The organism is Herpetosiphon sp., assembly GCF_003512625.1.
GTDB classification, from domain to species: Bacteria; Chloroflexota; Chloroflexia; order Chloroflexales; family Herpetosiphonaceae; genus Herpetosiphon; species Herpetosiphon aurantiacus.
Genome location: NZ_DOPT01000059.1, coordinates 18598 through 39337, shown reverse-complemented (window position 1 = coordinate 39337; position 20740 = coordinate 18598). Strand labels below are relative to the sequence as shown.

The window sequence follows — 20740 nt, the reverse complement described above, 5'->3', positions numbered from 1 at the left end:
CTGGTTGGCACTGGAGTACCTGGCACTGGCGTGCTGGTTGGGGTTACCGTACCGACATAGCTGTTGATCCAGCTGGTGTAGTTGGAAACTTTGGTGTACACGCCATACTTATTGGCGCGGGCACAACCATCGCCCCAGCTCACAACACCGCTGAGTTTCCATGAGCCGCTGCTTTGAGCGACGAATGGACCACCGCTATCGCCTTGGCATGAGTCTTTGCCGCCAGCAGCGTAGCCAGCACACACCATGTTGCCAGTGATTTGGCCGTTGTAGGCGTTTGAGGCGTTACAGGTAGCGGTTGAAACCACAGGCACTTGCACTTTGTACAAGACGTTTGGTGATGAACCACCTTCGGTCAACGCGCCCCAACCAGTGACGGTTGAAACAACGCCAGCGTTGTACAAGGCGCTATCAGCGCTGGTGGCGAACGGAATCACGGCAACGCGGCTGTTGAGGGTTACAGCGCTGCTGAGTTTCAACAAAGCAATGTCGTTGTCGTAGGTTGATGAATTGTAGCTTGGGTGAACAACTGCTTGAGCAATTGTGCGGCTTTGTTCGGTGCCTTCGTTGGTCGTCCAGTTATGGTCGCCCATCACCACGCTGAGTGATGATACCGAGAAGCCTTGAACACAGTGCGCAGCAGTCAAAACCCATTGGGGAGCAATCAACGAGCCACCACAATGTAGGCTGCCGTTACGAGCTATCCGAGCTTGCCAGGGGAATTCACCAGCAGTAGCCGCCGAGCCACCGACAATTTTATCTGGTGGGGGCAATTGTTCGGAACCAGGTTGCTTTTCGTCAACAACAGGGAGCGGATAAACTTCGACTTTTTTGTTGTCTTTGGCTGAGGCAGCGTAGCCGCCTAACAATACTGATGTGCTCAACACCGTTGCAATGACCGCAGACCGTACCCGACGAATTGTCCAGCGTCCAGATCGTTCCATGATAGCTCCTTATGCACAGACCAAACGATGTTGTGTTATTGAGCCAAAGCCGTGTCCCAGCAAAGCCGGTTTGCTCAAGAAGTAAAAACTTCTTAACACACAACCTACTATAATTGACGAAATTGTTTGAATCAACTAGATTGTTTGTTAGATTGTTTGATGATTACGGCCTTTTTATGACGTGGCTCAAGCAATAACACTGCCGGAGAAGCGCGAAGGCGCACACCTCAACATCGTCGTTGCCTATCATCAACCTATCAATTGTTGAACCCTCGTGGCCGGCTCAGCCATAGGGGTTCACCGAGGTACTGCCTGTGGGACGCAAATCCAAGCAAGGTACGTCGTACCTTCGTCTACTCCGCGAAGAACGTGGGATTTCACTAACCGAGATGGTCGGGCTGGTCGGCTATACCAAAGGCTATATTTCAGCTGTCGAGACGGGGGTTTCTAAGCCAACCAGTTCATTTTTGCATGCCTACGAGCGGGCCTTGGGTTTGGACGAGGGCAGTTTGGCCGCCAGCGCCGAACAAGCAATTAGCCAAGTGCTCACCACTGCCCAAGCAGGCTTGATGCCTGAACCACCGAAACTTGACCCGACGTTATTGCCGATTGCCAATAAAGGCGCAGTTTTAGAGGGTGTCCAATCAATTCTGTTGCAGGCGATCGCCATGGTGACCGCCGCCGCCAAGCAAAGCCCATGGCCTGGGGCCGAAATTGTCGTGACTTTTCAAAGTGAGCATGACCCATTGACCGTATTTCCTGAATTGGCGGTGCCATGGCGAGCAGCTTTACGCCAAGCCCTACACGCTGGCTGGAATGTGGTGCATCTCTGGCGTTTACGGATTGAAAATCAACATCGCTTCGAATTAATTGCCCGAATGCTCTCGATGCTCGGCTATCGTGGCAAATATCAGCCCTATCTTTTCCCCAATCATGTGCTGCCTGGTGCACCTGCCGATGTGATTATTGTGCCTGGACAAGGGGCTTTATGGCTGTTTGGCAGTCGTCAATCCAGACATGTTGATAGTGGCTTTTTCTTTCCCCCTGATAGCCCGCATTATCCATTGATTAGCCAATTTGCTACCACCATGCGTTCGCAAACCCAACCACTGCTCGAGGTCTATCCCGAACGCTCGTTAGATTTCAAAGCCTTGGCCTTGCAATTTGAGGTTGAGGATGGCGCTCAATTGTTGTTAAAAGAAGGCCTGAGTTTTCAATCGATGCCAATTGCAATTCGCAACGCTTGTATTCAACGGATTTTGCAAGCGCCCTTAGTGCGTTCGCTGCAAGAACAGACCCATTTGGAAGTGTGGTGTCAGCAACTGTTAGATCATCATCGCCAACGTGTCCATTTATTTGAGCAATTTCTGCAAGATCGCCAGCACGAGGCGCGTCATGTTGTTACCAAAACCGCAATTTTGCGTTTATTGAGCCATGGCGAATTGCCTGCCGATGATTGGCTGCGCGATCAGCCGCAAAGTCAATTGACAGTAGCCGAGGCTTTGGCCTGGTTGCGCCATGTGATCTGGCTCTTGCAGGTGTACCCAAATTATCAATTGGCGATTGTTGATGCGATTGATCCAGCTTATTTTCCCGTAGCTTGGAAGGTCGAAGGTCGTCAAACCTTGATTTTGGAATCGTGGCAAGCAGCCGATACTGAAGATGGTCGCGAAAACGTCAATATTATTATTCATGATCGGACAATTGCCCAATCATTCCGTGAACATTTTTTCAACTACTGGGAGCGTTTGAGTAATCGCGAACGCAACAAAGATTGTGTGATCGATTGGTTGCAGAGCCAAGTGATGCAGCCTGTCAAACTATAATCGCGTTTGTCTTCAATGGAGTAGCGTTCTTGGGTTGGTTGAAGAATTGCTTGTACTAAGGAGCCAACCATGGCGAATCAATGGAATCCGAATATGTCGCCCTATCGGCAAGATCGTTCCTCGTGTATGCCAGTATTACTAATTATTTTTGTGCTAACGCTCGGAATTGGTGGTGGAATCTATTTTTTCGTCAATAATGTGATGAGCGATGCCTTTGAATCGAGCATTACCCAAGTCTCATCGCAAATGGAAACAGCAGTGGTTGGTAGTAGTGCGAATGAACCAGCGATTGCCGGCTCGGTGCTCTATAGTTCAACCCAATTAGCCTATGATCGCAATGGCGACGAGCGTAACGAACTTTTAGTGCAACTTTCAAACAATAGCCAATATTCAATGGCCTTGCTTGATGGTGCTGATGGCAAACCAATTTGGCAAACTGAACTTGGCAGCGAATCCTATGAGCTGATCGCGCTTGATCAATATGTTGCAGTGATTAAAGAACGTGATTTTCGCTTATTTAATAGTCAAGATGGCACATTTGGCTGGCAAACCCGCTTAACTGATCGGCTCCAAAGCAGCCCACCGATGCTATTTATTGCTGATGATCTATTGGTAATTCAGACTTACGATAATATTTTGACGGCCTATGAATTGAAAACAGGCAGCCAACGATGGCAAAAACCCTTGGAAGCGAGCTATGCCAGTGATTTGGTGCGGCTTGGCGATGAATTATGTGGAACCGAGCGTGATGCTGAATCGCTAGAGTTTGTCGTTTGCTACGCCTTGAAAACTGGCGAACAGCGCCAAGCCATCCAATTGAATAACGATTGGACTGAACAAGTGGAATGGATTGCTGATCCGTTAAGCAACGATGGAATTTTGCGCTTGCAAAGTGACCCTGAGCCAATTACGCTCTCAGCGATTGGGCTTGATCAGCAGCAGCGCTGGAGTGTTGAGCTAGATGAGGCGTTTTACTATAGTTTTCGTGGTAGTGAGCAACGCTTTGCCAATAGTAGTGATCATATAGCGATTGGGGCTGAACAGCATATCGCGATTATTACCGCTGAACGCAAGGTAGTTATGTATAGTTTGACCGATTATGCGCTGACTCCGTTGGGTTTTGATAATGATGTTTTATATGTTTCGGCAGTCAAGCAGCGCGGCACAAATACAGTCAGCATTTTAGCGATCAATGCCCAAACCGCCGAACTCATTTGGCGGCTTGACGATTTGGGCGAGTCGCATGAGTGGAGTGGTAGCGGTAAAATTCAAGGGGTTGTTGTGCCTGGCGAGGGTATGATTTTTGGCTGGCTTGACCCCGAAATTGATGATTTGGTGCGGGTGCAATTGCTCAAACGCCAAGATGGCACGGTTGGTTGGTCGTTTCAACAACAGATGTTTATTGGTCAAGTACCTGTATTAACTCGAACCGGCAATGCCTTGCTAATTCAAACCAGCGATGGCTTAACGATGACCAATTTACGGACTGGCGAAAGTTTGTGGACGCTGACGCGCTAAAAACCAAAAAGCCCCTTGAGTTCGTTCAAGGGGCTTTGACTTGGCTTACTGCGGGTGGGCAAAATTGTGTAGCACTTGGACTAATGCATTAAGATCGAGATTGCGCACATAGAGCGAACCTTCAGCTTCGGGCACAAGTAACCATTGTTGTTGCTCACCACAAACCAAGGTAAAAGCCTGTTGCACGCTACTTTCTGGCTTATTTTGAAGCAATGCTAAGGCACTGATCGAACGCAATTGCTCAAAACTTTGGCCAAATGCTTCAGCCACATTGGCAGTTAAACCGCCAGCTTGCAATTGCTCAACCACCTGTTCGCGTTTGATTGTACGCATGCTGGCGATGCTTCGAAACACTGCTTCGCTCAAGCTTCCCGTTAACGTTTCGGCAACTTCAACTTCGGCTGGCTCAATAATATCCAGCGCTGCTTGCACAATCTCGCGCGTGTGGGGTAGGGCAATCAGTTGGTGAATACCGCCTTGTCCGCGATGAAAAAGGTATTGCTGTTTAGCATGATGAATATAGTTTGCCTGTTGTTTTTGGCCAGCAGGCTGATGCAAAATCACCCAAGTTTGGCTGGGTTGGCTAATAATGCTCAGCCACTCGGCCACCATCGGCTCCAAAACAGGCTGGTCATCGGTTAATTCGAGCAGGCCGTGGGCGATCAGGCTCCGTTCGGCGGCTCCTAATAAATATTGTTGATATTGCTCAGGCAAATCGCCAAAGACTTGATTGGCCAAATCGTCAAAGCCCAGCGGCAAGGGCAAATCGGCCACAATCAAACAAACAAATAATTCCTCTTGGCTTAACGAAAAGCCGCGTAATTCACTCATTTGGATACTCCATGGATTAGTTTGAAAATGCGATTATACCAGTACTCCAACTACGGCTAGCGTTGTTGGTGATAGGCTCGCTTGTTAATCCTAAACGGCTGAATCTGCGTAAATCGTGATACAATGCACAAAGATTGGCGAGCAGCATCTGCAATGGAGCGTTATTGTGTCAACAAAAATACCTACTACTTTTGGTGATTTACGCGAATGGATCGCCTTTTTGGAAAAACGCGGCGAATTGAAACGGATCAAAACGCCGGTTTCGGCTGATCTTGAAATCACTGAAATTACTGATCGCGTTTCTAAAATGAAGCAAGGTCAAGGAAATGTCGCTTTACTCTTTGAAAATGTGATTGGCTCAGATCTGCCAGTTTTGATCAATGGAGTGGGCACTGAGCAACGCATGGCTTGGGCCTTGGGCTTAGAAAAACTCGACGATCTGCGGGCACGCTTGGCGAGTGTGGTTAAGCCTGAAGTTCCCGAGGGGGTTTTCGACAAGCTTAAAAAAGTCAGCGAGCTTTCAGAAATTGTGCGCTATCGGCCTAAAACGGTTGCCAGCGCTCCCTGCCAAGATATTGTCTGGACGGGCGACCAGATTGATTTGAATAAATTGCCAATTTTAAAATGCTGGCCCGATGATGGTGGCCGCTACGTCACCCTAACCACAGTCATTTCACGCGATCCCTACAAAGGCATTCGCAATGTGGGGATGTATCGGGTGCAGGTTTACGATGAAAAAACCGTCGGCATGCACTGGCAAATTCACAAAGGTGGCACTGAACATCAACGCGAGGCGCTGCGCAAAGGTGGGGTGAAATTGCCGGTTGCCGTAGCAATTGGCGGCGATTATGCCACGATCTACTCGGGCTCGGCTCCACTGCCACCAGGCATCGATGAAATTATGTTGGCTGGTTGGTTGCGGCGCGAACGGGTTGAGATGGTCAAATGCAAAACGATCGATCTCGAAGTGCCCGCCAATGCCGAAATTATTCTCGAAGGTTATGTTGACCCCAGCGAAAGTCGGCTTGAAGGGCCATTCGGCGATCATACTGGCTACTATTCGCTGGCCGATCAATATCCCGTGATGCACCTGACCGCCATCACCATGCGCAAGGATGCGATTTATCCGACGACGATTGTGGGTTATCCACCGCAAGAAGATTATTGGCTTGGCAAAGCGACTGAGCGCTTGTTCTTGCCATTGATGCAGTTGGTCGTGCCTGAGGTGATCGATGTCAATATGCCTGCCGAAGGGACGTTCCATAATCTATTGGTGGTCAGCATCAAGAAAAAATACCCCGGCCAAGTGCGCAAAGTGATGTATGGCCTGTGGGGCTTGATGCTCATGTCGTTGACCAAATTTATTATTGTGGTCGATGAAGATATTGATGTACAGGATATGAACCAAGTCTTGTTTCATGTCACATCGAATGTTGATCCGCAGCGCGATACGGTGATTGTGGAAGGGCCACTTGATGCGCTCGACCACTCGGCAGATCATTTTGCTTATGGCCACAAAATGGGGATTGATGCTACCCGCAAGCGCCAAGATATCGATCGGTTTCCGCGTGAATGGCCTCAAGACATTCGCATGACCCAATCGATTGTGGATCGGGTGACCAAACGCTGGCGTGAATATGGCTTCTAGTTAATCGATTGCCTTGATCAAACAGCGCTGACCAATGTTGGTTGGCGCTGTTTTTTTATTAGGTGTGACAACGTTTGATCGAAACAATTGTCGCATGGCTGTCGCATGGCCTTCGCTAAGCTGTCGCTGTGTCAATTGAGCGAGACACAGCTAGACAATGGTGGAGGCCAGAATGAACTCGCATACCCAATATTTGACGCTTGTCGCAACCGTCGCAACGACCCAAGCTTGGAATTTAACCCCAGAACAACACCAGCACATAGCAACATTACTTGCCCACTATAGTCAACATGCGACAAACGCTCCATTAACTGACATAACGATCAACCTTTGGCATGATTATGCGACAGTTCAAGCGGCGCTTGATCCACTCCATCCTGAGCATGAAGCAGTCTGCCACCAAGTGTATCAATATATTCTGCACTGTTTGAAACAACGCCATGTATTAGGTGTTGATGATCTTTATCTTGATGATCGCTCACCGGATGTATGCGCCTATGCTGATGTGATCCAAAAGCTTGGTCAATTTCGCTTTGAAGCACGACTGAGCACCTATATTTATCAGATAACGCGGCGAGCTGTGTTGCAATGGCGACGGGCTACTAATGCCTTAAAACGTGGTGGAATGGGCTTTAATCAGCAACCAAATGATGCGACGAGCCGATCAATCCAACAAATTGTCTATTTAAGCCAAAGCCACCTTGAGCAAGATAGCTTGGTCGCGCCAGATCCATCAGTTGATGATCTAGTGGTGTTGCGTCAACTGAAACGCGAAGTGCTCAAAGTTGTCGTTACAATGGATGATGACCCGCTGTATGCGGTTGCGCAGCGTTTATGGAATGAACTCTTGTTTGAGCAAACCAATATTTCGGCCTTAGCCCAAGCAGAGGGCTTAACGGTCAATGAATTATTTAATTTGCGGGCACGCTTGGGGCGGCGCTGTCGTGGCGTGGTTGAAAGTTGGCGCGAGGGTTTCGGTGAGTGAAATTTAACCTAGATCGCTCCTACACTTTATGGTAAGATAGTCAACAATTATTGAATAGATAAGCCAGTGGCAACGGCGCTGCTGGCTTTTAGCTAGTTCAAAATCAAGGAGTATGGCCCCATGAGCAACGAGCGCGAACCGGTGTTGTTGAGTGCTGCCCGCACGCCAATTGGCAAGTTTGGCGGGAGCCTCGCTGATTTAACTGCGCCTCAACTCGGTGCGATCGCAATTAAGGCCGCATTGGAGCGAGCTGGAATCAACGGCGATGTGGTTGATGAAGTGATTATGGGTAATGTCGTTGGGGCGGGCTTGGGTCAAGCACCTGCGCGACAAGCAGCTTTGGGTGCTGGTGTGCCCGATAGCGTGAGCGCCCTAACAATTAATAAGGTTTGTGGTTCGGGCTTAAAGGCCGTGATGTTGGCCGCCAGCATGATCAAAGCTGGTGATGCTGAGCTGATTGTGGCTGGTGGCATGGAAAACATGTCGCGAGCGCCCTACCTTTTGCCTCAAGCCCGCTTTGGCTATCGGCTTGGCAACGGTGAAATTCAAGATGCCGTAGTGCATGATGGCTTGTGGTGTGCGGTTGAGCATCATCATATGGGCAACTCAGCTGAGTGGGTCGCCGATGCTTGCAATGTTAGTCGCGAAATGCAAGATGAATTTGCCTACAATTCACATCGCAAAGCAGCAGCAGCGATTGCTCGTGGCGCGTTCAAAAACGAAATTGTGCCTGTTGAACTCAAGAGCCGCAAAGGCACAACCATTTTTGATACCGACGAGCCAGTTCGTGCCGATAGCACGGTTGAAGCCTTGGCCAAATTAAAGCCAGCCTTCAAAGCTGATGGCTCTGTTACTGCTGGCAATGCACCTGGCATTACCGATGGCGCTTCGGCTTTGGTGGTCGCAAGCATGGCCAAAGCCCAACAACTGGGAGCCAAGCCGCTGGCCCGCATTACTGGCTATGCCCAGGCTGGCGTGAAACCACTCGAAATCTTTACAGCTCCAGCCTTTGCTGTGCGCCGCTTGCTTGAAGTAACCAACACCAGCTTGGCCGATTACGATTTGTATGAATTCAATGAAGCCTTTGCCGCCCAAGCGCTTGCCAACGGCCACGACCTCAAGATCGATTGGGATCGCTTGAATGTCAATGGTGGAGCGGTCGCTTTGGGTCACCCGATTGGGGCTAGCGGCGCACGCGTATTGACGACGCTGGTGTATGCCTTGCAAGAACGTGGTGGCAAGCGTGGCCTCGCGACCCTCTGTTTAGGTGGTGGCGAAGCCGTTGCCTTGGCAATTGAATTGATTTAAGCCAGAGCGGAGAAGGTGATGACGGCACCAAACAACCAACATAAGGAGGAACAATGGGTACTGTTGAGTTGATCTCTACTTTGGATGAAGGCGTTCGTGAAGGTCGAATTGCGCCCTACTTGGCCGATTTTATTGCAGCGCAAGCCCTGAATGTTTCAGCCGACGAAGTTGGCTTTAGCGAATGGGGCAGCCCCGACCACGACGTACTATCCTGCGATGGAGCAACCACCGAAGCCCTTTCCCGTCATCAATAAAAAAGAGCGTGCGGCGCGACCAAATTGGTCGCGCCGCACGCTGCGATTGAGCCTAAAAAGTTTGTGAACCTTATCATTTGCAATTTTATTACGAGTGTGCTATACTCTCACGCGTTGGGCCGGTAGCTCAGTGGTAGAGCATCGGACTTTTAATCCGCTGGTCGTGGGTTCGATCCCCACCCGGCTCACCAAGCGGGATTGTTGCAAACTTCCTACGAGTTCCAGAAATGGTTCTCGTGGTTGGTAGGCGACAATCCCTTTTTTTGTGCCCCAAACGGCTGCAATGAGTGATTGTAAGGCTACGCGCTTCTCGGCTAATGCCCTCTTCTGCTTAAATGTCCAACTAATTGATTCTAATAAATCTAAGGCTTGCTCCATGTTAAAGGATGCAGCTGGTTTTTGGCGTGGTGCTTGGGCTTGAGCCAACAACGCTGATTTGCGCTGCTCATATTCATCAGCCCGGATGTGATCATTGAGAAACAGGCGCTTGAGTGCGGCAAGCTCGGCTTCAATGTTGGGGGCTTCGGGGGCTGGTTGTTGGTGTGCGTCCCACTGTTGCTGAGCAACCCGAAGAATATCGCGCTTCCAATCGCTGGGAAACGCCAAGGCATCAAGCACGGCAATCATATGCTGATCAAGCACATCGTTGCGCACCATGGCCATGGGGCATTGGTTGTAGCGGTGTTGGCTGCACTCATAGTACACAACGTTGGTTGTGCGCTTGTAGTGTTGCCACATGCGGCTGCCACATTGCTCACAATACAAAATTTCACTGAGCAGCCCACGGCCTTGGCTCACAGGAGTCCAGCCGCGCTTTTGGCCGCGCCGATCAAGCAAAACTTGTACCGCGTCCCATGTTTGTTGATCAATCAGCGCTTCATGTTGGCCAGCATAGGTTTGGCCTTTGTAGCTCACCTTGCCAATATAGGCTTGGTTGCGTAGCATCGATGCAACGTTGTCTTTGGTGTAGGGAACATAGCGCCCTTGTTGAGTGTTCCAAACTCGCGCACCACGTTGGTTCATGGCATCGGCGACGGTGCTGAAGCTATACAGTCCTGTGGCATAGAGTGTAAACAGCATGCGTTGATGCTCGGCATCGGCTGAAGGAACCAGCACCCCGTGCTCATTGCGTTGGTAGCCCGTTGGCACGGGGCCAGGTAATTTGCCTGATTCCGCAGCTGCACGGCGGGCACGTGCAACCCGTTCGCCTGTTAGTCGGCTATAGAGTTCGGCCCCAGCTCCTAACATCGTCAGATTGAAGCGGCCAGCAGCGGTATCCATCTCAATTGGCTCGGTAATTGAAATGAGTTGAATCCCCAGCGCGTGGAATTCATCAACCACCCGCAGCTGGAGCGAAGTGTTACGGGCGCAGCGGTCGAGCTTCCAAACTAACACAACATCAAAGCATCGTGGTTTCCGAGCGGCATCTTCACGAAGCTGCATAAACGCGGGACGATCAGCATTGCGGCCACTCTTGCCAGCATCTTGATAGACCTGCACAACGTGCCAACCATGGCGTTGGGCATAGGCCTGACAATCACGCTCTTGGCTTGCAAGGCTGCTGTTTTCAGCTTGTTCACGGGTGGAAACCCGTGTATAGATAACGGCTCGCATGAATAATCCCTTCTACGCTGCTTTCGATTGAGGCGGTTGTGCAGATGATTGATCCGCTTCTTGGTCTTTGTCAAGCATCAATGCAACCAACAAGGCTGCAAAGGCTTGAACAACGCTTTCACGTTGCCCATCGGCGTGGCCCCGTTCAATTGGTGTTGGTAGTGCTTGCATTGCGACCTTCCCATAATGGAATCAGAATCGTTCGTGCGCGGACGGTATGATCAGAGAAATCAATATAGCCACGCCGTTTCAGTTCGAGTAAGGAGCGGCGACAAGGGCCGTATGGGATACCAACAGCCGTAGCCAATTCTTGAATCGATGCTTGCGGTTGCTGACTTACAGCGGCCCAGACTTTACGGACAAGATCAGTATTCATTCGGCTCATGCGGCTTTACCTCGTCGCTTGGCTAGATTCAATCGTCGATAATCGGCAATGCCCGTGAAATCCAAGTGTTCAACCAGCGCAACATCAGCCAAACGGCTCGCGATACGCCCATCAAAGCGCTTCAAATCTTCGTTGGTGGTAAACACCGTTGGTAGCTCGCGGTTGTAGCGGTGATTGATCAGCTGAAAGTGTTTTTCTTTGGCCCAGCTAGTAAGGTGCTCAGTACCAGCATCATCAAGCACCAGTAAGGGAACATTGCGAATGCGGTCAAAGCGCTGTTGAAACGATTCGCCTTGTTGGCCATCAAAGGTTTCGCGTAAGGCATCGAACAAATCAGGCACTACGAAAAACATGGCGCTCTTGCCGCTGGCAACGACAGCATGAGCAATCGCAGCGGCTAGGTGGCTCTTGCCACAACCATATGGCCCCGAAAGTAATAACCAGCCTTTGGGGTCACTTGCATAATCCATGCAGGCCTGAGCCAGCGGTGCTACCTGTGGCAAGCTCACAAAGGTTTCAAATGTTTTTTTGGCGACAAGGCTTAAGTCGCCATGCTTCTGTAGTATGGTTGGTTTGCGACAGTCGCAAGGAATATACTCAATCGCCTTGCGGGTTTTATCATCGCTATAGCGATAGCCGAGCACGCCACTATCTTGACAGCGCTCACAGGTGATCGTTTCTTCACGTTCCCAAACAGCATTGGTCATTGTGTCCCCCCAGCAGCTTCAACCAGCCTGTTGGCCAATGGCCCCCAGCGCTTGTAGATCATTTCAGTCCAATCATCGTATTGGGCTTGAATTCGGCCATTCACCAGTTGGGCATATTGCAAGGCATCACGTTGATTTGAGGTCAGGCCTTGCCATTGATCGAGTCCAATCCATGCAGGCCGCCGATCATCGTTGGCTGGTTCGGTGTGCGGTGGTGATGGTTCTGGCTCAGGAGTGAGGCGATGGTGAACGCCTGCTTTGAGGTCAAGGGCGATTTGGGCGGCGGGGTAGTTTGGCCCAACATGGTCAAGATAGGCTTGAATTATTTCAAGCGGCTCATGGGCATGTTTTTTTGCCGTCCAAACTTGCCGATCCCGAAGTAGTCGATAGGTTTCAGTATCCGTTGGTTTTTTTGGCTGCGCAGCAGGAGTATTATTATTATTTCTTATTAATTGATTCTTGTTAATTAAACCATGCGACACTGGTGTCGCCTCTGACACGACACTGGTGTCGCCTCTGACGCGATCCTGATGTCGTGTCTGACACGACACTGGTGTCGTCTCTTCGACACTGGTGTCGCGTTGCTGAGATTCAAACAGTTCGTAAATATTGCCATGGCGGGTTTGAATTGAGGCTAACCAGCCATAAGTTTCAAGTTCTTTAAGCCAGCGCTGGATTGTCCGAATATGGGGTACTTTGTCATCTTCAGCACATGCTTGGGCTAGGTCTTTTTGTTGGGGCCATGCAGCTTCCTCGTTTCCTGCATAGGATGCAAGAATACCCCACAGTAATCGCGCACTACGTGATAATCGCGAATCACGCAAGATGGTATGGGGGATTGCAGTCCACCCATTGCGCCATCGCACCTGAATACGATCAGATTGTGGTGCCATACAACGCCTACTTTCCATCATCAGAAGAATCGGTTGCACGTTTCGCCACAAGTTGACGAATAGTGTGCAACACACCCTGTTGCTTACGCCGGCTCTGCTCGGCATGCCTGAGTTCATCGAGCGATTCACGGCTCATGCTGTTAGCTCGCAGAGCTATATGCTTATGGGCATCACCAATTTCATTGTTGAGGGCGGTTGCATCTTCGACCAGGCCAATCAGTTCATCTTGCTTAGTTTTGCCCATCGTTATCCAACCCAACAATTTGGCCACGGATAAAACCCGCAGCCTCGGCCTCAGTTTCGATTCGTTGTAAGCGTGACCGAATCCACCAAGCTACTAAATCAGCCGAGCCAGCCAGGCCAGCAATCGCCCAAAAACCGATAATCGTTGCTGGTTGGTTGAGTAATAGCGCCCAGATGGTGAGCACAATGCCAATACAGGCGGTGCCTACCGTATAGGCCTGCGGTCGTGATAAGCGCCAATGGCGATGCCAAAGCAATCCATGAATGGCAACCATCAACACGGCACAGGCAAGACCTGCTATGATGGCTGTCAAAATTGTGTAAAGCATCTTGCCCTCGAATCCTTAAACAGGGATTGAAACAGAAATACGTTGTCACAAATCCGACGATGACTAGTAGGATGGTGTAGTGGATTCTGCGGTTTGATTCCGTTCAGCATCGTCGGCCAAGGCACGGAGTAGCTGGGGATGATTTAGTAGCCATAAGATGCCCTTTGGTAAATCACCGTTTGCATAACGCCACCTAGTGGCTTGGGATAAATTTTGTAACGGTATTTCTTTTAAGCATTCTCGGAATTTTTCGAGGTGTGGTTTAGGTGGAATTGTCATCCTAACCCCATTTCATATACGATATTCATATATGAAATATTATAGAAATAACTTGAGTTTGTCAAATTTGAAATTCAAATATGATTATTTCATTTTTGAATTAGGCACGATATACTAGGGACTATGAGTATGATTGCAACAGGCGCATATCTTTGGACACTACGAGAAGCCATTGGCTTATCGCGTGATGACGTTGCCCATGAGGCTGGAACTAACAATGTTCAAATAATGAGGATAGAAAAAGGAGAGATTGATACAAGAGGATCATTGTTATTATCAGTTGTTAGAGCAGTTAAGGGGAATGCCGAGCATATTGCCCAGTTATTACTTGATGCTAGTGCTACTGAAGAAGATGGACGCAATCTAGCCATTTCTTGGATTAATCGAGAAACAACATCTGCAATAGATGAATTTATTGCAGATGTAAAAAAGGATAATAAAGTTTCTGAGGCGCTGAAACTTATTCAGCAGCTGGAGGCGCTTGATCCTTCTTCCCTTGATCGGTTGTTAGGTTATGGACAAAGTTTGCTTGATCGGAATCGCTAAGACGTTCGCGTAGATACGCTAAGATTTGCTTTACCAAAGAATCTTTTTCTTCAACTAGCAGGATTAATAAAAGGAGACAGGCTGTTCCAGTAAAAAAAACTCGTTGATCTAACATTTCAAAAAGGGTGGATGACATAAATATTATGAGGCACGCCCAAGTTCCATTGTTTATCTTTTTCATCTCTTATCCCTATACATAGGCAAACGTATGAGGGAGTATACCATTTTTTATCGTCCCCGAACATGAAAATTTGATGACAACGAATCTAGGTAGTGCCTTTGTGGCGCTAGAAACAATACCTAGCATAGTAATGCAGTTAATGAAATCCATACATTTATGGGAGTACCATGAAGGAGGTAGTTAAAATCCCCCTCGATGAGAAGTACATTCTGTGATATGCTCTGTACTCGATAGTACCATTCACTCTTGATGCTTTGTGGAGGTTAGCATGGTTGGCGCAGTCATTGATCTATTCTGTGGAGTTGGTGGGCTAACCCACGGGCTTATTCTTGAAGGTTTTGGCGTACTGGCAGGGATTGATAACGATCCTTCTTGTAAGTATGCCTATGAGCAAAATAATAGAACTCGTTTTATTGAAAAGTCTATTACTGAAGTTGATGGCAGAGAGTTAAATGCCCTCTATCCCAATAATCAACATAAAATCTTAGTAGGCTGTGCCCCATGCCAAGATTTTTCTCAATATACGAAGAAGAGTCGTACTGGAACAAAGTGGCAATTACTCACAGAATTTTCGCGCCTTATTAGAGAGATCGAGCCTGATATTATATCAATGGAAAATGTTCCTGAGGTTCGAACATTCAATAGAGGGGAAGTTTTTAACAATTTTATTCAAGCACTTGAACAATTAGGGTATCACGTTTCGCATAGCGTGGTGCATTGTCCTGATTATGGAATTCCGCAGCAACGTGACCGACTAGTCTTATTTGCTGCTAAACAGGGCGTTATTAAGATTATACCCCCAACCCACACTCCTGAGAACTATCGAACTGTACGTGAAGTTATTGGTTCTCTGCCACCAATTACTGCTGGCGGACACTGGGAGGGTGATAGCATGCATGCAGCCAGCAGACTAGAAGATATAAACCTTCGACGTATTCAGCATTCTGTGCCTGGTGGTACTTGGGCCGATTGGCCGGAAGAATTGATTGCAGAATGTCATAAAAAGGAAAGCGGTGAGAGTTATGGGAGCGTCTATGGTCGAATGGAATGGGATAAAGTAGCACCTACCATCACTACACAATGCAATGGGTATGGTAATGGTCGCTTTGGTCATCCAGAGCAGGATCGCGCTATTTCGCTCCGTGAGGCTGCCTTACTTCAGACATTTCCGCGAAGTTATCAATTTGCCCCTGAAGGCCAACTGAAATTTAAGACAGTTAGTCGTCAAATAGGGAATGCTGTTCCGGTCGCACTAGGTCGTGTTATTGCAAAAAGTATTAAGCGTTTTTTGGAGGGTTTACATGAGCGACAGCGGGTACGAATTATCATTTAGTCTTAATACATTGAATCACTTAAGCGAAGGTCTTTATAGTAATATTCCTGCGGTTTTATCTGAATTAGTTGCTAATGCTTGGGATGCCGATGCAACTGAGGTATCTATTAATATACGACAAGATGAAATAGTCATTCAAGATAATGGTATAGGAATGTCAATTGAGGATGCTAATACTAAGTTCTTACGAATTGGGCATCAAAAGAGAGAAGATTCAGCCAACACTATAAGTGGACGGCATGTTATGGGCAGGAAAGGGATCGGTATACTGGCAATATTTGGTATAGCCAATATTGCTGAGGTTTATTCTTGTAAGGATGGAGTACCCCATGGATTTATAATTCGTAAAGGCGATATAGAAAGAGGGATAAGTAGCGATGTAACGTTGTATAGGCCATCACCGGTTCCTCAAGATGATTTATCTATTGAATCAGGAACAAAGATTATATTACGAGAAATAAAATCTTCTATTGTAAATGCGGAGAAAACTCTAAGAACTGATCTTGCCCGGAGATTTACAATTATTAATAATAATTGTAATTTTTCTGTAATTATTAATAATATACCAATTAGTGATAATGATCGTGATTATTTAAATAAAGTACAATTTCTTTGGTATCTTGGTGAAGAAAGTAGTAAATATGCTGATTTTTTTACTAAGCTAAAGAAATCATTTGAAATTACGAATCTAGTAGATGGAATGTCAGGTATAACTGTTAAGGGTTGGATTGGTACTGTATATCGTCCAAGTAATATTCCAACGAGCCACCGTACCATCTCTATTTTTGCTCATGGTAAAATGATTCAAGAAGATATTTTAATAGATATAACTGATGCGGGTGTATATCGACAATATATCATTGGTGAAATTGAAGCAGATTTTATGGATAGCGATGATGAAGATGACATTATTACCAGTAATAGACAAAGAATAAAGCAAACTGATCCTAGATATCTCAAGCTACTACAGTATGTCAAGGCAGATATTATGCGAGTTATTGCATCAATGTGGACTAACTTGCGAAAGGAATACCCATCTAAGCCAAAAAAAGAGGAAGTTAATGATAGTTCATCATCAAAAGATGCCAATTCTTCTGAACAAGAGAATACAAATGCTAGTAGTGATTCATCAAACACTACCGATGCTAGTAGTGATTCATCAAACACTACCGATGCTAGTAGTGAGACGAATGATGGTGATGTGGAAGATAATTCTTTTTTTGATGATGATATTCCTGAACCTAGCCCTCCACCTAAACAAGAAATTACTACTGCATTTAGAGAGATGAAGAATCTTGTTAAGAATAGTAATATTCCCGATCAAATGAAAAATATTATTTTATATGATATTCAACAAGCAGCCTATGCTTATAAAGGAACATCATTTAAAGCTTGTATTGTAATGTTGGGAGCTATTCTAGAAGGTGTTATGCTTGGAACAATCCAGAGGACGGATGTACTAGAATACTTGATTACTTTACAGACAGTACCAAAGCCATTAAGTGATTTAGGCCCTAGAAATCCTAAATTTGCTGATCGTACAGTGCTAGCCCAGTATATAGGGACTACCTTTTCATTTCAGGACTGTAAGGAAATAATAGAGCTATGTGTACAAGGTACTAATAAACTAGGTGTCGATATACTTCAAACGGTTAGAAATTCTATACATCCAGGTTCAGTATTAAAAGATATGAAACAACTAGCAAGGTTCAATCATCAAAGCGCTGTTGGTTACATTGCCAAACTACATGAAATTATTAATTTAGTGATTCTATGGAATCCTCCATCTATTCCATAGGGATAGTTAAGGGGTAAAAAAGCACCGTGGGCTGCTTGGCTCCACGGTGCTTTTTTATTTTTACCTCTTGAATACCCCTTGATGACCACAATAACTTGCAGCATTAAGTTCTGCTTCATTTAGCTGTAGGGAGAATATCGACTACGCTGTTTGATCATAGCCGTGGGCGTGCTCGAGCTGTTTGGCTAATGTTTGGGCTGGTGTTGGCTATCCTACTGTATTCTCCTCAAATACCGTCGTATTGTGCCTATCCATTCATAAGAAATCAGCCAAAAATCTTAATTCACTCCATCATGATCCAAAAAATGGGTCTGAATTGCACCTAACTTAGTTGAAGGAAACGCTTTGTTTAGGAGACGCTATGTCATACCCACAACCCTCTATGCCACCTTATATGCAACCAGTACCACCAAACAAGCCAGGCTGGCGGAAAAATATCAAATGGATTGCAATTGGCAGTGTCGTGTTTGTGTGTTCATGTTTGGGACTCGCCTATAACCAAGGCTCAAAGCTACAGGCCGAGCAGACGGCTACGGCTATTGTAGTTGCTAATGTTACCGCAACCGCCCAGCAAAGCAATACGAATGCAACCAGTGAGGCGGTTGCGATTGCGGCGACCGTCGAGCAGGATAATGCCAATGCTACGAAGGAAGCTATTGCAATTGCGGCGACCCAGACTGAAGAGGCTCGGCCAACCAATACTCCAGTGCCAACCAATACACCGCTTCCGCCAACGGCAACGCCATTCGTAGCAGAGATTGGCCAAAGTAATCCGATTGGCCAATGGGAAATTACCATCCTCGATATCAGCATTGCGAATGATTTTAGCGAAGCGGCAACTGGTAAGTGGCTGGTTGTCCATGGGACGATAACCAACAAGGGCGATGACCACCTGATTGGTAAGCAAGAATTGAAGGTACGAACAGATACCAAAACAATTGAATTAGACCGGAATGCTTCCAACCAAGCGGCAAAACGCCTCAATGTTACCTCGATCGGCGATTTAGGCGGGAAGATGATTAAGCGTGGTGAACGCGAAGAATGGGCAATTGCTTTCGATATTCCCCAAGACAGCAATGAGTTATGGTTTACGCTTGAAGGGACTGATGCCGTGAAGTTTGGGGCGATTGGTGAGACGGCAGAATTACCAACGGTAACACCACGTCCAACTGCTACGGCGGTTCCTGATCTTGCCACCGAGGCGGGTGCTATTGATGTCTGTAAGCAGGCAGTCAAGCAACGCCTTACCCATCCCTCAACCGCTGATTTCCCATGGTTCGATTATCAAACCGTGCAGGAAGGCGATCTAACTTGGTATGTCCAATCGACAGTCAAAGCGAAGAACTCGTTTAATCTGGAAGTGGAATTTGTATGGGTTTGTAAAGTAACTTATGAAGGCAATAGCCGATGGAATATTGATGATGTACAAATGGCTGAACAATAGACCATCCTAGATTAATCCCTTGCACCATGGAGCCAGTCGGCCCATGGTGCTTTTTTATGGTCTAAATCCTATTGTTGCCTTGGATACTACTCCAGCAAATTCCGAAAATTTCGGAATTTGTGTTTCATATCTGTAATTCATTATTGACATCATTTCAAATATGATTTATATTTCAGATATGAATTTCAGGAGTGAAATATATGCAACCTCAAGAAACCACACGTCGAGAATTGACCACCCTAAGCCATGCCGCTGTTGGAATTACATTGTGGCTTGAGCACAACAACCATGGCTGGAGCGCATTTCTCTCAACCCCCAAAATGACCATTCAACACATTGGCAGTCGATATTACGAATTTTTTGTTGATGAGCTAATCCAACACGCGATTAACTACGCCGACGAAGTAGCCGAAGAGTTTAACCCAACCCCAGCTGCACCAGCTGCCCCACTCAAGCCTGCTAAGAAAAAACCAACCCGCAAACAACCAAAGCAGCCTGTGTGCTATTGCCAATGCTGTAGCCCAACCCAAGGCGCAACAGGTGTTACCTATTGCCTGAAGGACAAAGAGTACGTTGCCCACAATGGTGGCGAGTTGATCGGCTACTTCCCAACCAGCGATGCTGCTAGTAGCAAATTGAACAAGCTGCGTTATGAAATTTTATCGCGGGAGTTTCCAGAGCAGCCAGCGCACAAGTTTTTTGAGCCACTTGAAGATGAACTAACACGCGAGCCTGCTGCATCTTCAGCATCGGCTATTCCCCAAGCCCCAAGCTATTTCGTGATTGGTCAATTGGTTGGCCAACTACGCCAACTCTATGCTGGAAAAAAAGTTCAGCTTAATGCCATCAACAAAGCCTTTAGCGAATTGGCCGTGCCTGGCTGGTCGTGGGATGGCTCAAGCCTCACCATTCGTAGCCGCTCTAATCCTTCCATTTTGTATCACGTCAATGGCGATACCTGCCAATGTACTGCCTTTGCCAAAGGTGCGACGTGTTGGCATCGAGCAGCCTACAAGATCCTCTTGCAAGCAGCAGCGGCCCCAAATCATTATCAGAAAGCCGCCTAGGCCTGAGCAGTCCTACCTGCTCACCATCGCGACTGCATCACTGTGTGCAGTGCCGCATGCGTAAGCGGCAACCAAGCACCAACCACTTAAAACAGGAGGATGAATGGAATTCGAAATTATTGATTGCAACGGCACATCGTGGGAATTGTTTTTTGGGGATAGCAATTGGGGCAAACTCTTTTTCCAAGGCCAGTTCATTCAAAACTTTGATAACGAAGTTGATGCCATCGCCTACGTTGAAAACCAAACGGGCAGCCCAATTCAATCAAGCCAGCGCGTGGACAACTGGCGGATACAACTCTAACCAAGCCGCCATGGCCTGAGCAATCCTACCTGCTCACCAGCGCCAACGTGGCGCAACTCGGTATGTATCAATCAACGCTCACCCGCTGTTGTGCGGAACAGCGGCAATGTTCGCAAGTAAAACTACCTTAACAAGTAAATACGCAGTCGTGGCATATCGTGCGCAGCCAGCGCGGGATGGCTTGCCTCAAGGATAGAAGGCTATGGGCGATGACCCCACCTCGGCATAAGCGCCGCGTCCTTACTAGCAGCACCACGATCAACGGGTAGGAAATCACGTAGGCCTACCCACAATTAATTCAAT

The 20740-nt window shown here is 47.4% G+C and carries 19 protein-coding genes, 1 tRNA gene and 1 pseudogene; 13 read left to right on the top strand and 8 right to left on the bottom strand.

Annotation, left to right across the window (positions count from 1 at the left end; genetic code table 11):
* Positions 1 to 944: serine protease (locus tag DEF47_RS12625; protein WP_287045167.1), on the bottom strand; the 944-nt coding region annotated here is incomplete at its 3' end.
* Between the two features lie 314 nt (positions 945 to 1258).
* Between DEF47_RS12625 and DEF47_RS12620 the strand changes: the two genes are divergently transcribed.
* Together DEF47_RS12620 and DEF47_RS12615 are read left to right on the top strand one after the other, a co-directional pair.
* Positions 1259 to 2770, top strand: a complete 1512-nt coding sequence (locus DEF47_RS12620) for a helix-turn-helix domain-containing protein (RefSeq protein ID WP_012188074.1) — start codon at positions 1259 to 1261, stop codon at positions 2768 to 2770.
* A 69-nt stretch (positions 2771 to 2839) separates the two neighbouring features.
* A complete protein-coding gene (locus DEF47_RS12615) occupies positions 2840 to 4288 on the top strand; it encodes an outer membrane protein assembly factor BamB family protein (RefSeq protein WP_012188075.1) in 1449 nt (482 codons plus the stop codon).
* A gap of 45 nt (positions 4289 to 4333) precedes the next feature.
* Here the strand turns inward: DEF47_RS12615 and DEF47_RS12610 are convergent, their stop codons facing one another.
* Complete coding sequence (locus DEF47_RS12610; RefSeq protein WP_012188076.1) at positions 4334 to 5119, bottom strand: YfjC family protein; 786 nt, start codon at positions 5117 to 5119, stop codon at positions 4334 to 4336.
* Between the two features lie 166 nt (positions 5120 to 5285).
* Here DEF47_RS12610 and DEF47_RS12605 point away from each other — a divergent pair, with 166 nt between their 5' ends.
* The 5 genes from DEF47_RS12605 (at position 5286) to DEF47_RS12585 (ending at position 9505) form a co-directional block, all read left to right on the top strand.
* Positions 5286 to 6767: a menaquinone biosynthesis decarboxylase gene (locus DEF47_RS12605; RefSeq protein WP_012188077.1), complete on the top strand. Its 1482-nt coding sequence runs from the start codon at positions 5286 to 5288 to the stop codon at positions 6765 to 6767.
* Positions 6768 to 6939: 172 nt separating this feature from the next.
* A complete protein-coding gene (locus DEF47_RS12600) occupies positions 6940 to 7752 on the top strand; it encodes an RNA polymerase sigma factor (RefSeq protein ID WP_012188078.1) in 813 nt (270 codons plus the stop codon).
* A 120-nt stretch (positions 7753 to 7872) separates the two neighbouring features.
* Positions 7873 to 9060 carry an acetyl-CoA C-acetyltransferase gene (locus DEF47_RS12595; protein WP_012188079.1) on the top strand — a complete coding sequence of 396 codons (1188 nt, stop codon included), beginning with the start codon at positions 7873 to 7875 and terminating at the stop codon, positions 9058 to 9060.
* A gap of 53 nt (positions 9061 to 9113) precedes the next feature.
* Positions 9114 to 9314 (top strand): hypothetical protein, encoded by a 201-nt coding sequence (locus DEF47_RS12590; protein WP_041303917.1) that lies wholly within the window; start codon positions 9114 to 9116, stop codon positions 9312 to 9314.
* Between the two features lie 116 nt (positions 9315 to 9430).
* Positions 9431 to 9505, top strand: a tRNA-Lys gene (locus tag DEF47_RS12585).
* A 433-nt stretch (positions 9506 to 9938) separates the two neighbouring features.
* Here DEF47_RS12585 and DEF47_RS25185 read toward each other — a convergent pair.
* The 6 genes and pseudogenes from DEF47_RS25185 to DEF47_RS12560 all read right to left on the bottom strand — a co-directional run.
* A pseudogene (locus tag DEF47_RS25185) lies at positions 9939 to 10928 on the bottom strand (recombinase family protein); the annotation flags it as partial.
* 145 nt (positions 10929 to 11073) lie between these two features.
* Positions 11074 to 11313 carry a winged helix-turn-helix domain-containing protein gene (locus DEF47_RS12580; protein ID WP_041303924.1) on the bottom strand — a complete coding sequence of 80 codons (240 nt, stop codon included), beginning with the start codon at positions 11311 to 11313 and terminating at the stop codon, positions 11074 to 11076.
* Positions 11310 to 12020 carry an ATP-binding protein gene (locus DEF47_RS12575; RefSeq protein ID WP_012188080.1) on the bottom strand — a complete coding sequence of 237 codons (711 nt, stop codon included), beginning with the start codon at positions 12018 to 12020 and terminating at the stop codon, positions 11310 to 11312. Before DEF47_RS12575 ends, DEF47_RS12580 begins: the two co-directional genes overlap by 4 nt.
* Entirely contained in the window at positions 12017 to 12913 is an 897-nt protein-coding gene (locus tag DEF47_RS12570; protein ID WP_041303926.1) for a helix-turn-helix domain-containing protein, read from the bottom strand. Before DEF47_RS12570 ends, DEF47_RS12575 begins: the two co-directional genes overlap by 4 nt.
* Before the next feature lie 7 nt (positions 12914 to 12920).
* Positions 12921 to 13157 carry a hypothetical protein gene (locus tag DEF47_RS12565; protein WP_041303927.1) on the bottom strand — a complete coding sequence of 79 codons (237 nt, stop codon included), beginning with the start codon at positions 13155 to 13157 and terminating at the stop codon, positions 12921 to 12923.
* Complete coding sequence (locus DEF47_RS12560) at positions 13144 to 13485, bottom strand: hypothetical protein (protein WP_012188082.1); 342 nt, start codon at positions 13483 to 13485, stop codon at positions 13144 to 13146. The genes DEF47_RS12565 and DEF47_RS12560 overlap by 14 nt, the downstream gene beginning before the upstream one ends.
* Positions 13486 to 13893: 408 nt before the next feature.
* Between DEF47_RS12560 and DEF47_RS12555 the strand changes: the two genes are divergently transcribed.
* The 6 genes from DEF47_RS12555 (at position 13894) to DEF47_RS12530 (ending at position 20437) form a co-directional block, all read left to right on the top strand.
* Positions 13894 to 14310 carry a helix-turn-helix domain-containing protein gene (locus DEF47_RS12555; RefSeq protein ID WP_041303930.1) on the top strand — a complete coding sequence of 139 codons (417 nt, stop codon included), beginning with the start codon at positions 13894 to 13896 and terminating at the stop codon, positions 14308 to 14310.
* 449 nt (positions 14311 to 14759) lie between these two features.
* Positions 14760 to 15824, top strand: coding sequence for a DNA cytosine methyltransferase (locus tag DEF47_RS12550; RefSeq protein WP_012188084.1), 1065 nt, complete (start codon positions 14760 to 14762; stop codon positions 15822 to 15824).
* Positions 15793 to 17622 (top strand): ATP-binding protein, encoded by a 1830-nt coding sequence (locus DEF47_RS12545; RefSeq protein WP_012188085.1) that lies wholly within the window; start codon positions 15793 to 15795, stop codon positions 17620 to 17622. Before DEF47_RS12550 ends, DEF47_RS12545 begins: the two co-directional genes overlap by 32 nt.
* Positions 17623 to 17983: 361 nt before the next feature.
* Positions 17984 to 19066: a DUF4352 domain-containing protein gene (locus DEF47_RS12540; RefSeq protein ID WP_012188086.1), complete on the top strand. Its 1083-nt coding sequence runs from the start codon at positions 17984 to 17986 to the stop codon at positions 19064 to 19066.
* Positions 19067 to 19266: 200 nt separating this feature from the next.
* Positions 19267 to 20133 (top strand): hypothetical protein, encoded by an 867-nt coding sequence (locus DEF47_RS12535; RefSeq protein WP_012188087.1) that lies wholly within the window; start codon positions 19267 to 19269, stop codon positions 20131 to 20133.
* Between the two features lie 103 nt (positions 20134 to 20236).
* Complete coding sequence (locus tag DEF47_RS12530; RefSeq protein ID WP_041303934.1) at positions 20237 to 20437, top strand: hypothetical protein; 201 nt, start codon at positions 20237 to 20239, stop codon at positions 20435 to 20437.
* Positions 20438 to 20740 lie beyond the last annotated feature (303 nt).

Coding starts and splice junctions, on each gene's coding strand:
- DEF47_RS12595 (WP_012188079.1), top strand. CDS start 7,873: ATGAGCAACGAGCGCGAACCGGTGTTGTTGAGTGCTGCCCGCACGCCA.
- DEF47_RS12555 (WP_041303930.1), top strand. CDS start 13,894: ATGATTGCAACAGGCGCATATCTTTGGACACTACGAGAAGCCATTGGC.
- DEF47_RS12600 (WP_012188078.1), top strand. CDS start 6,940: ATGAACTCGCATACCCAATATTTGACGCTTGTCGCAACCGTCGCAACG.
- DEF47_RS12610 (WP_012188076.1), bottom strand. CDS start 5,119: ATGAGTGAATTACGCGGCTTTTCGTTAAGCCAAGAGGAATTATTTGTT.
- DEF47_RS12530 (WP_041303934.1), top strand. CDS start 20,237: ATGGAATTCGAAATTATTGATTGCAACGGCACATCGTGGGAATTGTTT.
- DEF47_RS12570 (WP_041303926.1), bottom strand. CDS start 12,913: ATGGCACCACAATCTGATCGTATTCAGGTGCGATGGCGCAATGGGTGG.
- DEF47_RS12545 (WP_012188085.1), top strand. CDS start 15,793: ATGAGCGACAGCGGGTACGAATTATCATTTAGTCTTAATACATTGAAT.
- DEF47_RS12535 (WP_012188087.1), top strand. CDS start 19,267: ATGCAACCTCAAGAAACCACACGTCGAGAATTGACCACCCTAAGCCAT.
- DEF47_RS12540 (WP_012188086.1), top strand. CDS start 17,984: ATGTCATACCCACAACCCTCTATGCCACCTTATATGCAACCAGTACCA.
- DEF47_RS12565 (WP_041303927.1), bottom strand. CDS start 13,157: ATGGGCAAAACTAAGCAAGATGAACTGATTGGCCTGGTCGAAGATGCA.
- DEF47_RS12560 (WP_012188082.1), bottom strand. CDS start 13,485: ATGCTTTACACAATTTTGACAGCCATCATAGCAGGTCTTGCCTGTGCC.
- DEF47_RS12580 (WP_041303924.1), bottom strand. CDS start 11,313: ATGAGCCGAATGAATACTGATCTTGTCCGTAAAGTCTGGGCCGCTGTA.
- DEF47_RS12615 (WP_012188075.1), top strand. CDS start 2,840: ATGGCGAATCAATGGAATCCGAATATGTCGCCCTATCGGCAAGATCGT.
- DEF47_RS12575 (WP_012188080.1), bottom strand. CDS start 12,020: ATGACCAATGCTGTTTGGGAACGTGAAGAAACGATCACCTGTGAGCGC.
- DEF47_RS12590 (WP_041303917.1), top strand. CDS start 9,114: ATGGGTACTGTTGAGTTGATCTCTACTTTGGATGAAGGCGTTCGTGAA.
- DEF47_RS12550 (WP_012188084.1), top strand. CDS start 14,760: ATGGTTGGCGCAGTCATTGATCTATTCTGTGGAGTTGGTGGGCTAACC.